Origin of the sequence: Dactylosporangium sucinum (assembly GCF_014647515.1) — a bacterium.
Taxonomy (GTDB): Bacteria; Actinomycetota; Actinomycetes; order Mycobacteriales; family Micromonosporaceae; genus Dactylosporangium; species Dactylosporangium sucinum.
On record NZ_BMPI01000030.1, the window covers coordinates 101,523 to 114,677 of the forward strand.

Sequence of the window (13,155 nt, forward strand, 5' to 3'; positions counted from 1 at the left end):
TTCATGGAGGTTCCCGATGTCCCAGACCGCAGCCCTGCCGACGCCCGTCCACGCACCACTGCCCGCAGCGATCCCGCTGCGCCAACTGTTGCCCTGGGCCGTCTTCGGCCTGCTCCTGGCCGCCCTCGCGATGTACTTCGTCGGTGCCGAACAGGGCGCCACCGCAATCTTCTCCGGCACGTACATTCACGAGTTCACGCACGACGGCAGGCACCTGCTGTCGTTCCCCTGCCACTGAGCGGCCGCGACGACATGACCGCTCGTACACTCCTGATTCGCGGCATGCTGGTCGGCGTGATCGCCGCCGGACTTGCCTTCGCCTTCGCGCGCATGTTCGGTGAACCGCAGATCGGTGCCGCGATCGCGTTCGAGAACGCGCACACCCATGCCCACTCGCACGCCGACGTGGCGGAGCCGGAACCGGTCAGCCGGGCCGTGCAGTCGACCATCGGCCTGGGTGTCGCCCTGCTCCTCTACGGCACCGCCCTGGGCGGCATCTTCGCCATGGCGTTCGCCTGCTGCCACGGACGCGTCGGCGCGCTCCGGCCACGTGCCACGGCGCTGCTGGTCGGTGGCCTCGGGTTCGTTGCGATGTTCCTCGTCCCGTTCGTGAAGTACCCGGCCAACCCGCCCGCGGTCGGCGAACCGGACACCATCGGACGGCGCGCGACCCTCTACTTCATCATGGTCGGCATCAGCGTGCTGGCCGCGATCGGCGCGGTGATCGCCGCCCGCGGCCTCGCACCCCGACTCGGCAGCTGGAACGCGGTGCTGGTCGCCGGCGGCGCGTACGTTGCCGTCGTCGCCGTCGCGGGACTGCTCCTACCGGCCGTCAACGAGGTCCCCGCCGACTTTCCCGCCACCCTGCTGTGGCGCTTCCGGCTGGCATCGGTCAGCGTCCAGCTGGTCCTGTGGGGAACCCTCGGCCTGCTGTTCGGCGTCTTGACCAACCGCGCAGAACAACGCTCCACGGCACCTCAGACGATGGACGCCGGGCTCGTCCGGACGGGATAGCGAACCGCACCGCGCATCCGGCCCGTCGGCGAGCTGGTCCAATGGCCCAGGCGTCGTTCGGCGGGTGAGGGACGTCGTGGCAAGATCGCTCGCATGACCGTTCTCAGCCTGGCCGGTGTCTCGTTGCGCCGGGACGGCCGCACGCTGCTGCGTGACGTCGACTGGACCGTGCGTGAGTCCGAGCGGTGGGCGCTGCTCGGCGCGAACGGGGCGGGCAAGAGCACGTTGCTCGGCCTGGCGGGTGCGGTCACCCATCCGACGACGGGCACGGTCGAGGTGCTCGGCCGTCGTCTGGGCCGGGTCGACCTGCGGGAACTGCGCCGTGATATCGGTCACGTGAACCCGCGGCATCCGCTGCGCTCGCCGCTGACCGTCACGGAGGTGGTGCTGACCGGTGCGACCGGCAGCGTCGACCTGGTTCCCCGCTGGAAGCCCACTCCCGAGGAGCACGATCGAGCCTGGGAGCTGATCACGCTGCTCGGCATGCAGGCCCGGGCGGAGGCGACGTGGCCGGTGCTGTCGCAGGGCGAGCGCGGGCGGGCACTGATCGCCCGGGCGTTGCTGTCCGAGCCGAGGCTGCTGCTGCTCGACGAGCCGGCCACCGGCCTGGACGTGGCGGCCCGGGAGCAGCTCATCGAGGTCGTCGACCGGGTGCACGCCGCCCGGCCGGCGCTGGCCTCCGTCATCGTCACGCACCACCTTGAGGAGCTGCCGTCCTCGACCACGCACGCCGCGCTGATCCGCGACGGCGCCATCACCGCGCTCGGCCCGGCCGTGGACGTCCTCACCACCGCGAACGTGACCGAGGCGTTTCGGCACCCCATCAGGATCACCCAGGATGACGAGGGGCGTTGGCAGGCCAGGTCGGCGCGGTCCTGAGTGCGGTGCGGCGCCGGCGACGACCGCGCCGGGCCGCAGTGCCCGGGCGGCGGGCCGGCGCTGCCACTTGCGCCGGCCCGCACTGCCCCCGAGGTCAGACCGGCGCGATCTGGTAGGTCGCGCCGGCCTGGGTCGGGAAGGTGATGGTGCCGTTGGTGACCGTGTGGGCGACCGGGCCGGCGCCCACGCGGGTGACGGTGACCCCGCGGGATCCCCACGGGTTGAGCAGCGCGGCCGGGCGGCCGGCCTGGCTGACGATGTCCACGTAGGAGACCTGGCCGCCCGCCAGCTCGCTCGACACCAGGAACGCGTCCTTCTCCCGCAGGTTCACGAAGCGGGCGTTGCGCGACGCCGGCCAGACCGGGAAGACGCGGATGACGCCGTTGTCGCTCTGCAGCAGCAGGTTGTCGACGGCCTCGATCGCGCCGGTCTTCTCCAGGCCGTGGGACGGGTCGACGATGCGCAGGTTGGGGCCGAGCTTCTGGTTGATCTGGCCCTTCAGCTGGTCGATCAGCGACGCCGCCGGGTAGCCGACCCGCGCCGCCTGCGTGAACACCTTCGGGAAGCTGTTGTCCTGGCCCCAGGAGTTCATCGCGTTCAGGGTGTTGACCGCGACCTGCCGGTCAGCCGCCGGGGAGGCCAGGCCGAGCACCTCGCCGGGGTGGATGAACTCCAGGTTGACCGTGTTGTCGCCGGGGTGGATCAGCCGGGTGTCGGAGCCCTGGATCGTGCCCGCGTCGGCCAGCGCGAACACCGTCTGCCCGTTGTACGTCGTCGTCGGGGTCGGCGCCAGCCGGGCCAGGATGTCCTGCCAGGTCGTGCGCAGCCCGGCGTCGACGTTGAGCTCGGTCGACGCATTGAGCACCGCCGACAGCACGTACCGCAGCAGCCCCAGGTCGGGGCTGGAGTTGCGGCCCCACAGGCCCTCGTGCGGGCCCGACCACAGGTGGTACCGCTGGCCGTCGAACTCCAGCCAGCTCTGGAAGAACGCCGCCACCTCCTTCAGGAACGGGTACGCGGTGTTCTGCAGGAACGCCCGGTCCCGGGTGTAGTCGTAGTAGGCGACGTACTGCGTGGCCGCGAACAGGGCGTTGCCGACCTGCTGGTGGTAGTTGTTGTCGGCGGTCGAGCCGTAGGGCGCGATGCCGACGGGGAACAGCAGCCCGGCGGGCACGCCGCCGCTCGGGAAGCGACGCGAGACGTAGTCCGGCTTGACCCGGTTGAGGTCCTGCCGGGCCCGCCGCCGCGCCTCGGGCACGTAGGCGCCGATCAGGTCGAAGTACGGCAGGGCGAGGTCGGTGCGGTTCGCCGAGTACACGCCGTAGAAGTTGGCCATGTAGTTGTAGTTGAGGTGCATGTCGCCGCTGAACTGGGGTGAGTCGCTGGTCGCCCAGATGCCGTAGAGGCCGGGCGACATCCTCCCGGCACGGATCGAGGAGCCGAGCAGGTAGAGGGCGCCGTAGTAGTACCGGTGCAGCACGTCGTCGCCGACGTTGAGGTACGACTTCAGCCAGTACTGCTTCCACCATTCGAGATGGGAGGTGTACTGCGTGTCGAGCGACCCGCCGCTCTGCCCGTTGACGAGCGACTGGGCCGAGGCGGCCGTCCCCGTCGGGTTCTGCCCGCCGCCGGCGACCGCGGTGACCAGCCGGACCGTCTGGCCGGGCGCGAGGTCGAAGGTGAGCCGGGCGGTGGCGCCCGACGCGGACGCGGTGCCGGTGCCGCCGATGATCCGGGTCGCGAGGGACGCCTCCGACACCCAGTTGGTGCCCGACGGCGTGCGCCGGGTGGCCCAGGTGGTCTGGCCGCTGACCCCGGCCGTGTTCGTGAAGCCCGACCGCGCGTCGGCGGAGCCGGCGAACGTCTCGGCCTTGAGCTGCACGGTGGCGCTGCCGGTCGAGCGGAGCTGGGTGACCACGAGGTTGTCGTTCGCGGCCGCCCAGGTCTTCATGCTCACCGGCTGCCCGCCGAGGGTCATGGTCGTGTCGACGTCGCCCTGCAGGATGTTCTGCTCCTCGCGGAACGGGCCCGACGGCGGCGTGGTCGGTCCGGATCCCGGCCCGTAGAGCTCCAGCTGGCCGATGCGGCCGCGCGGGTTGGCCTGCGAGTCGGGGGTGGTGCCCTGGGTGGGTTCGGTGATGCTCAGCCGGAGGTACCGCACGTTCTGCGTGGCGATCGTGCGGTCGGTCGTCGACGCGGTGTTGTTCGTGACGGTGTCCACGGTGGACCACGACGATCCGTTGCCGGAGACCTGCAGCGTCCAGTTCTTCGTGTTGTTGGCCGTCTCCGCCGGGCGGGCGGCGCCGTCGTGGCGGATGAGGTACCGGTTGAACGTCTTCGCGCTGCCGAGGTCGAGCGTGAGCGTCTGCGGCTTGCCGACCTCCGACACCCAGCCCTCGTAGCCGCTGGTCCACTGGCCGTTGACGGCCCGCGGCGGCGGGAAGTTCGGGTGGGAGCTGGAGGCGGTGGCGGTCGCGCCGAGCGCCAGGTTGCCCGACGGCGTGCCCGCGACCGGCGCGATCGTGATGCCGCCGAGCGCGACGAACGACGGGCCGGGGTTGCCGGCCCAGAAGTTGCCCTTGGAGACGTAGAACGTCTTATAGCCGGTGCCGCCGCCGGAGGTGACGCCGATGTCACCGTTGCCGAGCAGCGCCGTGTTCGGCATCGTCCGGCTGATCGCGCCGGCGTAGTCCTGGGTGGTCCACACGCCCCGGATGGGGCCGACCAGGTTCTGCACGTCGGTCCACTGCTGGGCCGGGGTGGGCGTCGCCGCCCGCGCGTCGGGCGCGGTGACGACGACGAAGGCGGTGACGCCGGCGGCCAGCAGGCCGGTCGCGCCGGCGGTGAGCCTTCTTCGGGTGGACGGCATGTCCATCGCTCCTTTCATCTGGCGGGACGATCGGATGTGCGGTGGTTCAGAGGGCTGTCCGGACGTTGTGGAGGGTGCCGGCGCCGGGCGTCGCGGGCCGGTGGGAGGCTCCGGCGAAGCCGGCGTGCAGGCCGAACAGGCCGACCAGGACGGCCTCGGTGGCGGCGACGCCGGCGTTGCTGTCCCGGTTGGCGACGCCGCGCTCGGCGACCCGGAACCGGCCGCCGCCGGCCGCCTCCATCGCCTGGCCCCACACCGCGCCGGAGGTGGCGGCGTGGATGCGGGACAGCAGGGCGACGGCGAGGTCCGGCCGGCCGAGCCGGACCAGCCCGTAGGCGGTCGCGCCGGGCCACGCGCCGAACGCGCCGGCCGCGCCGTGGTCGGGCCGGTCGGAGCGCGGCGCGACCGGGTCGTCGGCGGAGAGGGCCCGCATCCAGTCGCCGTCGAGCAGGTGCTCGGCGACGAACCGGACCATCTCGTCGCGCATCGCCGGGGTGAGGTCCTCGGCGAGCTCGGCGGCGACGAACACGAAGTCGAGCACGTGCCCGATCGTCTCGTCGCCCTCGGGGTGCGCGATGTTCCAGCGGCCGCCGCCCGCGTACTGCCCGAGCACCGCCGCCGCCAGCTCGTCCGCGTCGGCGTCGGCCCGTGCCGCCTCCTCGGCGAGCGACGCGTCGAGGCGGCGCAGCAGGGCGGCGAGCGAGCGGAGCATGCCCGCGTAGCCGGCGTTGAACGACACCACCGCGTCGCGGTAGTTCGGCACGCACTCCAGCAGCTCCCACGGGTCGCGGCCGAGGTCGACGAGCACGCCGCCGCCGAAGCCGGCGCGCCGCTGCCGCGGCCGGTACGCCATCGCCCGCAGGTGGTCCAGCACGGTCGCGTCACCGGCCTTCTCGCCGAGCAGTTCGACGTCGCCGGTGATCCCGACGTACCCCTGGATCGTGCGGAACAGCGCGTGGTCGTTGGCGGCGTAGTGGTTGCCGACCGGCAGCAGGTTGCGCGTGTCGAACGAGTGGCAGTGGTCGTACGGCTGGGCGAGCGCGGCGAGGATCCAGGCGCGCAGCCCGGCCGGCTCCAGCAGCGCCGCGGTGTGCGCCCATTCCGACTGGTCCCAGAAGAACGTCGTCGTCGGGCCCAGCCGCGGCCCGCCGGTGAGGAACACCGGCCCGATCGGGCTGACCCCGGTGTTGCGCAGGTAGATCGCCAGCAGCGCCCCGAGGTAGTACGTGCGGGCCAGCCCGGCCGGCGCGCCGGTGAGGACGGGCAGGTGGCCGGAGAACTCGCTGTTGCCGGGCGTGAACGCGCTCGTCCACGTCGACCGCCACCGGTCGGCGACGGCCGCGACGGCGTCGTCGAACCGCGCCGCGGTGGCGGCCGCCGTCGTCGCCGCGCGGGTGCGGTCGCGCGACACCGTCAGTACCACACCGAACTCCACGTCGGCGTCGGGCTCGACGGTCACGAACCACCGGGCGACCGCCCCGCCGCCGTGCAGCCGCAGCTCGTCGGGGGCGGCGGCGAACGCGTAGCCGCAGACGGCCGGGCTGCGCCGGTCGGCGACCACGACCGTGCCGTCTTCGATGGTGGACGACCAGCGCTGGGCGCCCCACCAGGGCTGGGTCCACGCGACGGCGACGCCGTCGACGCTGAGCTCGGCCCCGTCGCCGGTGATCCGGGCGGCGAGCCGGTGCCACTGCCCGGCCCGCAGCGGCCGGTCGGCGACGACGAGCTCCCCGGCGACGCGCAGCCAGGGCCGCCCGTCGGCCAGCCCGAACTGGGCCGAGTCGGGGTGGTTGCCGTGGGTCAGGATGACGCCGGTCTCGCCGTCGGCGGCGGGTCGCACCTCGAACCGCAGCACCGCCCCGGCGCCGAGCGCGACCGGTTCGAGGCGCCGCTCGGCGGTGCGCTCGGTCAGCTCGAAGACGCCGGCGACGACCGTCGGGCGGCCGGCCTCCGGCCGTACCGTGATGGCCCGCACCGACGCGAGGACCGACGGCGCGCGGGTGCGGCCGCTGTCCGGCGTGGAGTGGTCCGGCAGCTCGGACTCCAGGAGCATCGGCGCGGTGTCCTCGTCGCGCTGGATGCCGGGGATGCGCGGGCTGCCGAGCCGCAGCCGGCGGGGGTCGGCGGCGAGGAGGTGCACGTGGCGCGGGGCGTCGGCGAGGACCTCGGCCCGGATGCGTTCGGTGGTGTAGTAGTCGTGGTGGTGCCCGGCGCTCCACGGGGTGCCGTAGAGCCAGCCCCAGTCGACCTCGCTGTGCCCGATCGGGGCGAACAGCTCCTGCTCGACGGCGACGGTGACCGGCTTCGCGGAGCGGTTGGCCAGCCGGGTGCGCCAGAGCACGGCGTGCTGTTCGTAGCCGAGCCGGGTGTCGGTCTCCACGTGCAACTCGCCGGCGACGCCGGCCCGCTGGACGCCCCACGGGGCCCAGCGGAGCCGGTCGGCGCGGACGGTGCGGCCGTCGACGCGCAGGACGCCGGTGTGGTAGCCCCCGCTGTACGGCGGCATCGCGAGCCAGGACAGCGAGGTGAGGTCCTCGTTGGCGTGGGCCTGGCCCCACTGGTTGCGCAGCGACGGCAGGTGCGCGAGGTCACCGCGGTCGAGCCAGCCGCCGGCGAGGTCGTCCAGCGGGGGGATCATTTCCGGATCACTTCGAAGCTCCTGACATCAGGCCGTGGATGAACTCGCGCTGACTGACCAGGTAGCCGACCACCGGGATGATCGCGGCGAGGAACATGATGCCGAAGAGCTGGCCGTAGTCGGTCGAGTAGGTGCCGACGGAGAGGTAGACGCCGGTCGTGATGGTCTGGCCCTTGAGCGGGCCGAGGATGAACAGCGGGTTGAGGAAGTCGTTCCACACCCACAGGCCGAGGAAGATGGCCACGGTCGCGGTCGCCGGGCGCACCATCGGGAACACCACCTGCCACCAGACCCGCAGGTCGGAGGCGCCGTCGACGCGGGCCGCCTCGACCACCTCGCGGGGCACGCCACGCAGGAAGCCGACGTAGACGAACACGGCGAAGGACAGGTAGCCGCCGCCGACGTTGGACAGGACCAGGCCGGTGTACGTGTGCTGCAGCCCGACCGACTGGAGGAGCCCGACGATCGGCAGGAGCACCACCTGGGGCGGCACCATCAGCCCGAGCGCGAACATCGCCAGCAGCGCCGCCCGTATCCGTGGCGAGCGCTCGGAGATGTAGAAGCTCACGGCGCTCGACAGCGGGACGAGGATGATCACCGACGCGGCGGTGACGACGACCGAGTTGATGAGCCCGGCCTGCACGAGCATGTCCGGGCGCTGCAGGGCGCGGGCCAGGTTGCCGAACGTGAACGGGGCCGGCGGCGCGGCCGGGTTGGCGAGGATCTGCCGCTGGTCCTTGAACGCGTTGACGAGCGCCAGGTAGATCGGCAGGCAGAACAGCAGCGTCGCCAGCCAGGCGAAGCCCGTGTGGAACCGCCGGCGGGTCACAGCCGGGCCTCCCGTCTGCGCAGCAGGAACGTGACGGTGTACGCGATCCCGGCGGTGAGCGCGAGCAGCAGCATCGCGATCGCCGAGGAGTAGCCGAAGAGGTTCTGCGTGAACGCGGCCTCGAGCAGGTAGTACGCCGTCGACTGGGTGGTGTTCGCCGGGCCGCCGCCGGTCAGCACGGCGATCACGTCGTACAGCTTGAACGTCGTGATGAGGCACAGGACGACGTTGATGGTCATGCCGGGTGCGATCATCGGCAGCGTCACCGTGCGGAACCGCTCGAACGCGCCGGCGCCGTCGACCCGCGCCGCCTCGTACAGCTCCGGCGGTACCGTGCGCAGGGCCGCCGAGTACACGACGGTGGCGAACGCGATCGTCATCCAGCTGACGACGGCGCAGATCGAGAGGGTGGCGAGGTTCGTGCTGCCGAGCCAGGCGATCGGCTGGTCCTTGATGTTGAGCGCCGCGTTCAGCAGGCCGTTCTGGGTGAGGATGCTGCGCCAGATGAACGCGACGATGACGCCCGAGAGCACCTGCGGGATGAACACCAGCGTCCGCATCACCCGGTAGTTGCGGGTGTCGCGGTTGAGCAGCAGCGCGAACGCCAGCCCGAACACGTTGGCCACGACGGTGACCACGACGACGACCAGCAGCGTGAACTTCAGCGTCGCCAGCAGCCGGTCGTCGTCGAAGAGGTCCGCGTAGTTGCGCAGGCCGACGAACGCGCTGTCCGCCTTGAGCGGGTTGCGGTCGGTGAAGCTGAGGAAAAGGCTGCGGCCCAGCGGGTACAGCAGGAACAGCACGTAGAGGAGGACCGCGAGCCAGGCGATGGGGGCGAGGCCTCGGCCTTGCCGCTTGCTCACTGCTTGACGGCCTTGTCCCACGCGGTGTCGAGGGCCGCCAGCTGGGCCTTGACGTCGTCGTTGGTGAACAGCTGCTGCGACAGGGCGTAGAACAGGTCGGCGATCCCGGGCGGCAGGGCGTCGTCGTTGTTGACCCAGCCGATCGAGCTCACCTTCGTGTTGCTGTCCTGGACGTACTTGTAGCCGTCGGTGAACACCGGGGTGACCTTCGCCCCGAAGTCCTCCAGCTTGACCGTCTTGAGCATCGGGAACGCCCCGTCGGTCTCGATGAGCGTCCTGAGGTTGTCCGGCGACAGCGACCACGCCTTGGCGAACTCGGCGGCCTTGGCGGCGTTGGCGGACTTGGCGTTGACGGCCGTGGTGCCGCCGACGTTGAACGGCACGATCTGCCTGCCGTCGTCGGTCGGCAGCAGGAAGGCGCCGAAGCTATTCGCCTGCGCGGCGCTGATCTGGCCGATGAACCAGCTGCCCATGAGGTACATGCCGGACTTGCCCTCGAGGAACTGCTTGTTGGCGTCGGCGTAGTTGACGCCCAGGGCGCCGTTGCCGAACGCGCCGGCCTTCACCAGGTCGCGCTGCTTCGTGACGGCGGCGACCACGTCGGCGTCGGTGAACTTCGCCTTGCCGGCGTAGCGGTCCTTGATCCAGTTCGGGTTCTTGCCGAGGACGTCGGCGCTGACCAGGCCGACGAGCGGCATGCTGGCCGACCACGGCTCGGCGCCGGCGAGCTGGATCGGGGTGACGCCTGCCGCCTTGAGCTTGTCGGCGACGCCGGCGAACTGGGCCCAGGTGGTCGGCACCTGCAGGTTGTGCTTGGCGAACAGGTCTTTGTTGTAGAAGACCATCGGCAGGATCTGGGAGTTCGTCGGCGGGATGTACGACTTGCCGTTGATCGCGTTGGCGTTGGGCTGCAGGAAGTTGGCGTCGAGCCAGGCCTGGTCGAACGGCTGGAGCAGGCCGGCCTCGAGGAAGTCCTTCGGGTTGATCGAGGCGAGCACGTCGGGGAACTGGCCGGACGCCTGCAGCTGCTTGGCGTAGGCGTTGCGGTCGCTGGTCGGCGAGACGATCTTCTTGACCGAGACGCCGGCGAGGTTCTTGGTGGCGTCGGCGATCGAGTCGTCCCAGAACTTCGCGGTCAGGGCCGGGGTCTCGAACGTGAGGAACGTCAGCGTGGTGCCGTCCTTCGACTCGCCTGGCGAGCAGCCGGCGAGGGCGGCGAGCGCGGCGGTGGACAGGGTGGAGATCAGGAACTCGCGACGCGTGCTTGGCACGGGTACCTCCTGGGCGGATCCGGGCGGGATAACGTCGGCCCGGCGGGCGGCCGGGCGTCCTGCGCGCGGAGCAGGTGGGTGTGGGGGTGTTCGGGCCTGGCTTGGTTCGTCCCTTGGTCACGGGGACCATACGGCGGCGAAAGATCGGATGTCAATGGTTTACAAAACCCGAGATAACGTTATCTTGGTCGTCACGGCAGCACGCTCGCATCGACACATGGGATGAATACCGGGCGCTACGCTGCTATCCATTTCGAAGGGAGTCGGATGGCCCGTCGCAAGCGGCCGACCATGAACGACGTCGCCCAGCACGCCGGTGTCGCGCTGCGCACGGTCTCCCGGGTCGTCAACGAGGACCCGACCGTCGGCGCCGAATTCGTCAACCGGGTCAGGGCGGCCATCTCGGTGCTCGGCTACACCCCGGACGAGCGCGCCCGCCAGCTGCGGGGCGGCCGGAGCGGCCTCATCGGGGCGGCGGTGCGCAACCTGTCGGCCGGCCACCCGGTGCTCGGCTCGCTCGACGCCGCCGCCCGCGCGCACGGGTTCACCGTGCACGCCACGGCCACCGCCGACGAGGTCGACCGCGAGCGCGAGGTGGTGATCTCGATGTGCGGGCGCCACCTCGACGGGATCGTCCTGGAGCCGGTGGGGGACAACCACCAGTACCTCGGCCCCGAGCTCGACGCGGGCACGCCGATCGTCGCCTTCGACCGGCCCGCGGGCGGCATCACCGTCGACACGGTCGTCTCCGACAACGCCGCCGGCATCGGCACCGCGTTCCGGCACCTGCGCGCCCACGGGCACCGCCGCATCGCCTACATCGGCGACCAGGAGCGCATCTTCACCGGCCACGAGCGGGCCGCCGCGTTCCGCGCCTGCATGGCCGCGACCGGCGATCCCGTCGCCGGCCTGACCCACCCCGGCGCGGTCGAGCCGGCCCGCATCGCCGCCGCCCTCGACGCGGTGCTGCACGGCCCCGACCCGGCCACGGCCCTCATTACCGGCAACGCCTCGACGACGTTCGAGGTGCTGCGTCGCCTCGGGCCGGCGGCGGCGACGCTGGCGATCGTCGGCTTCGACGACTTCCCGCTCGCCGACCTGCTGCGGCCGGCGCTGACGGTGATCGCCCAGGACAGCGAGACCATCGGCCGCACCGCGATCGACCTGCTCCGCCACCGCGCCGCCGACCACGCGCGGCCGGTGCAGACCGTCACCGTCGGCGTCGAGCTCGTCGTGCGCGGCTCGGGGGAGCGCTCGCCGACCCGGTGAGCTCCTGCGGTGGAGCGGCCGCCGCTCCAGGAGTCATGACCTCCGCGACGGCCGTCGCATCGATCAGGGGACGAGAACGATGCGGTCGTCGGTCTCGGCGGTCCAGGCGTGCGAGACCTGAGCGAGGGGTAGGGCGCGGGCGCGTACGTCGATCGCGCCCCCGGCCACCGCGGAGGCCAGCGCCGGCAGCTCGGCGAGGAAGTCGCGGGCGGGGACGGAGCCGATGCCGCTGCCGACGATCTGCAGCCGGGCCGAGCGCAGCGCGGCGGAGGGGATCGGTGCCGTCTGGCCGGCGATGGAGCCGATCTGGAGCCAGGTCAGCGGGGCGGTGCGATCGGCGCGGGCGGAGAGCATCGGGATCATGGCGCGGGCGGTGGGTTCACCCCACACGTAGTCGATGACGACGTCGACGTCGGCGGCGCGGTCGATCTGGTCGTAGGTGATCGTCTCGTCGGCGCCGAGCGCGGTCAGCGCCTCCAGGCGGGCGCAGTCACGACCGGCGGCAACGACCCGGGCGGCGCCGAACAGCTTGGCGATCTGGACCGCCATCCGTCCGGCGTTGCCGGTGGCGCCGAGCACGAGGACGTGCCGGCCCGGTATGAAGTCGATGCGGCGGCGCAGCGCGACCCAGGAGGACATCGCCGGGTTCATCGCGGCGGCGATCTGCACGGGGTCGATGCCGTCGGGCAGGATCACGCTGCGGCGGGGATCGATCAGGGTGCGGTCGGCGAACGTCCCGAGCGACGTGTCGTCCACAGCCACGTAGCGGATGTTCCCCGCACTGTCGCGCACCACGCCGTCGACGCCGGGGACGAGCGGGAACCTGCCGTTGCCGGAGTAGTGCGAGCCGTTCGCCCTGGACCGGGTCAGGTGGTGCAGGCCGGCCGCGAGGACCTCCACGACCATGTCGTCTCCGTGTCGTTCCGTGGGGTCGGGGTGGTCGCGGTAGACCGGCAGGGCGTCGGGTGCGGGGATGACGGCGGCGTGCATGGCGACCTCCGAGAAATGGTTTGTATTACCAACTACCGCCATCATGGTTGGTAATACAAACAATGTCAACTAGCATCGGGTCATGACTTCCGACGCCCTCGTCGACGCCCTGGTCCGGAGCGCCTTCCAGGTGATGGGGGTGCTCACCCGCATCGGTGCCGAGCACGATCTGTCCCTGACCCAGCTCCGCGTGCTCGGCATCCTGCGCGACCGCCGGGCCCGCGTCACCGAGCTGGCGGCCTTCCTCGGCCTCGACAAGTCGACGATGTCCGGTCTGATCGACCGTGCCGAACGCCGCGGGCTGCTGGCCCGCGGCAAGAACCCCGAGGACGGCCGGGTCGTCGACGTGTACATCACTCCTGCCGGCCTGGAGCTGGCGGAACGTCTGCAGGGCGAGGTCCGGCGCGCCCTGATGCCCGCGATCGGGCGGTTGGACCCGCAGCAGCGTGACGGGCTCGTCGAGCTGCTCGAACCCGTCGTGACCCCGCCGCCGACCGCGGGGCAGCGCACGACCGGCCGCCACTGAGCGCCGA

General features: G+C 71.7%; 11 protein-coding genes. 5 read left to right on the top strand and 6 right to left on the bottom strand.

What is annotated here, in order from left to right; genetic code table 11:
- Positions 1-16: 16 nt before the first annotated feature.
- From IEZ31_RS28510 to IEZ31_RS28520, 3 genes are all read left to right on the top strand, one after another.
- On the top strand, positions 17-238 hold the full coding sequence (locus IEZ31_RS28510; RefSeq protein ID WP_190253076.1) for a CbtB domain-containing protein: 222 nt from the start codon (positions 17-19) through the stop codon (positions 236-238).
- A gap of 14 nt (positions 239-252) precedes the next feature.
- Positions 253-1,014 carry a CbtA family protein gene (locus IEZ31_RS28515; protein ID WP_190253077.1) on the top strand — a complete coding sequence of 254 codons (762 nt, stop codon included), beginning with the start codon at positions 253-255 and terminating at the stop codon, positions 1,012-1,014.
- A gap of 93 nt (positions 1,015-1,107) precedes the next feature.
- Positions 1,108-1,893 (top strand): ABC transporter ATP-binding protein, encoded by a 786-nt coding sequence (locus tag IEZ31_RS28520; protein WP_190253078.1) that lies wholly within the window; start codon positions 1,108-1,110, stop codon positions 1,891-1,893.
- Between the two features lie 94 nt (positions 1,894-1,987).
- Here the strand turns inward: IEZ31_RS28520 and IEZ31_RS28525 are convergent, their stop codons facing one another.
- Genes IEZ31_RS28525 through IEZ31_RS28545 form a run of 5 tightly spaced genes read right to left on the bottom strand, consistent with a single transcriptional unit; the run spans position 1,988 to position 10,363 of the window.
- Positions 1,988-4,762, bottom strand: coding sequence for a discoidin domain-containing protein (locus IEZ31_RS28525; protein ID WP_190253079.1), 2,775 nt, complete (start codon positions 4,760-4,762; stop codon positions 1,988-1,990).
- Positions 4,763-4,808: 46 nt separating this feature from the next.
- Positions 4,809-7,400 (bottom strand): laminin G domain-containing protein, encoded by a 2,592-nt coding sequence (locus IEZ31_RS58275; RefSeq protein WP_190253080.1) that lies wholly within the window; start codon positions 7,398-7,400, stop codon positions 4,809-4,811.
- Positions 7,401-7,407: 7 nt separating this feature from the next.
- Positions 7,408-8,229, bottom strand: a complete 822-nt coding sequence (locus tag IEZ31_RS28535; protein WP_190253081.1) for a carbohydrate ABC transporter permease — start codon at positions 8,227-8,229, stop codon at positions 7,408-7,410.
- Entirely contained in the window at positions 8,226-9,092 is an 867-nt protein-coding gene (locus IEZ31_RS28540) for a carbohydrate ABC transporter permease (RefSeq protein ID WP_190253082.1), read from the bottom strand. Before IEZ31_RS28540 ends, IEZ31_RS28535 begins: the two co-directional genes overlap by 4 nt.
- Positions 9,089-10,363, bottom strand: coding sequence for an ABC transporter substrate-binding protein (locus IEZ31_RS28545; protein WP_229835927.1), 1,275 nt, complete (start codon positions 10,361-10,363; stop codon positions 9,089-9,091). The genes IEZ31_RS28540 and IEZ31_RS28545 overlap by 4 nt, the downstream gene beginning before the upstream one ends.
- Before the next feature lie 267 nt (positions 10,364-10,630).
- Between IEZ31_RS28545 and IEZ31_RS28550 the strand changes: the two genes are divergently transcribed.
- Complete coding sequence (locus tag IEZ31_RS28550; RefSeq protein WP_229835928.1) at positions 10,631-11,632, top strand: LacI family DNA-binding transcriptional regulator; 1,002 nt, start codon at positions 10,631-10,633, stop codon at positions 11,630-11,632.
- A 63-nt stretch (positions 11,633-11,695) separates the two neighbouring features.
- On the opposite strand, the gene IEZ31_RS28555 is transcribed toward IEZ31_RS28550, so the two are convergent.
- Positions 11,696-12,622, bottom strand: a complete 927-nt coding sequence (locus tag IEZ31_RS28555) for a quinone oxidoreductase family protein (protein WP_190253083.1) — start codon at positions 12,620-12,622, stop codon at positions 11,696-11,698.
- Positions 12,623-12,704: 82 nt separating this feature from the next.
- Here IEZ31_RS28555 and IEZ31_RS28560 point away from each other — a divergent pair, with 82 nt between their 5' ends.
- The gene (locus IEZ31_RS28560) at positions 12,705-13,148 is read left to right on the top strand and encodes a MarR family winged helix-turn-helix transcriptional regulator (protein ID WP_190253084.1); all 444 of its coding nucleotides are present in this window, start codon (positions 12,705-12,707) and stop codon (positions 13,146-13,148) included.
- Positions 13,149-13,155 lie beyond the last annotated feature (7 nt).

Excerpts from the sequence above, each read along its gene's own strand:
- IEZ31_RS28560 (WP_190253084.1), top strand. The coding sequence starts at position 12,705 with ATGACTTCCGACGCCCTCGTCGACGCCCTGGTCCGGAGCGCCTTCCAG.
- IEZ31_RS28510 (WP_190253076.1), top strand. The coding sequence starts at position 17 with ATGTCCCAGACCGCAGCCCTGCCGACGCCCGTCCACGCACCACTGCCC.
- IEZ31_RS28550 (WP_229835928.1), top strand. The coding sequence starts at position 10,631 with ATGGCCCGTCGCAAGCGGCCGACCATGAACGACGTCGCCCAGCACGCC.
- IEZ31_RS58275 (WP_190253080.1), bottom strand. The coding sequence starts at position 7,400 with ATGATCCCCCCGCTGGACGACCTCGCCGGCGGCTGGCTCGACCGCGGT.
- IEZ31_RS28555 (WP_190253083.1), bottom strand. The coding sequence starts at position 12,622 with ATGCACGCCGCCGTCATCCCCGCACCCGACGCCCTGCCGGTCTACCGC.
- IEZ31_RS28525 (WP_190253079.1), bottom strand. The coding sequence starts at position 4,762 with ATGCCGTCCACCCGAAGAAGGCTCACCGCCGGCGCGACCGGCCTGCTG.
- IEZ31_RS28520 (WP_190253078.1), top strand. The coding sequence starts at position 1,108 with ATGACCGTTCTCAGCCTGGCCGGTGTCTCGTTGCGCCGGGACGGCCGC.
- IEZ31_RS28515 (WP_190253077.1), top strand. The coding sequence starts at position 253 with ATGACCGCTCGTACACTCCTGATTCGCGGCATGCTGGTCGGCGTGATC.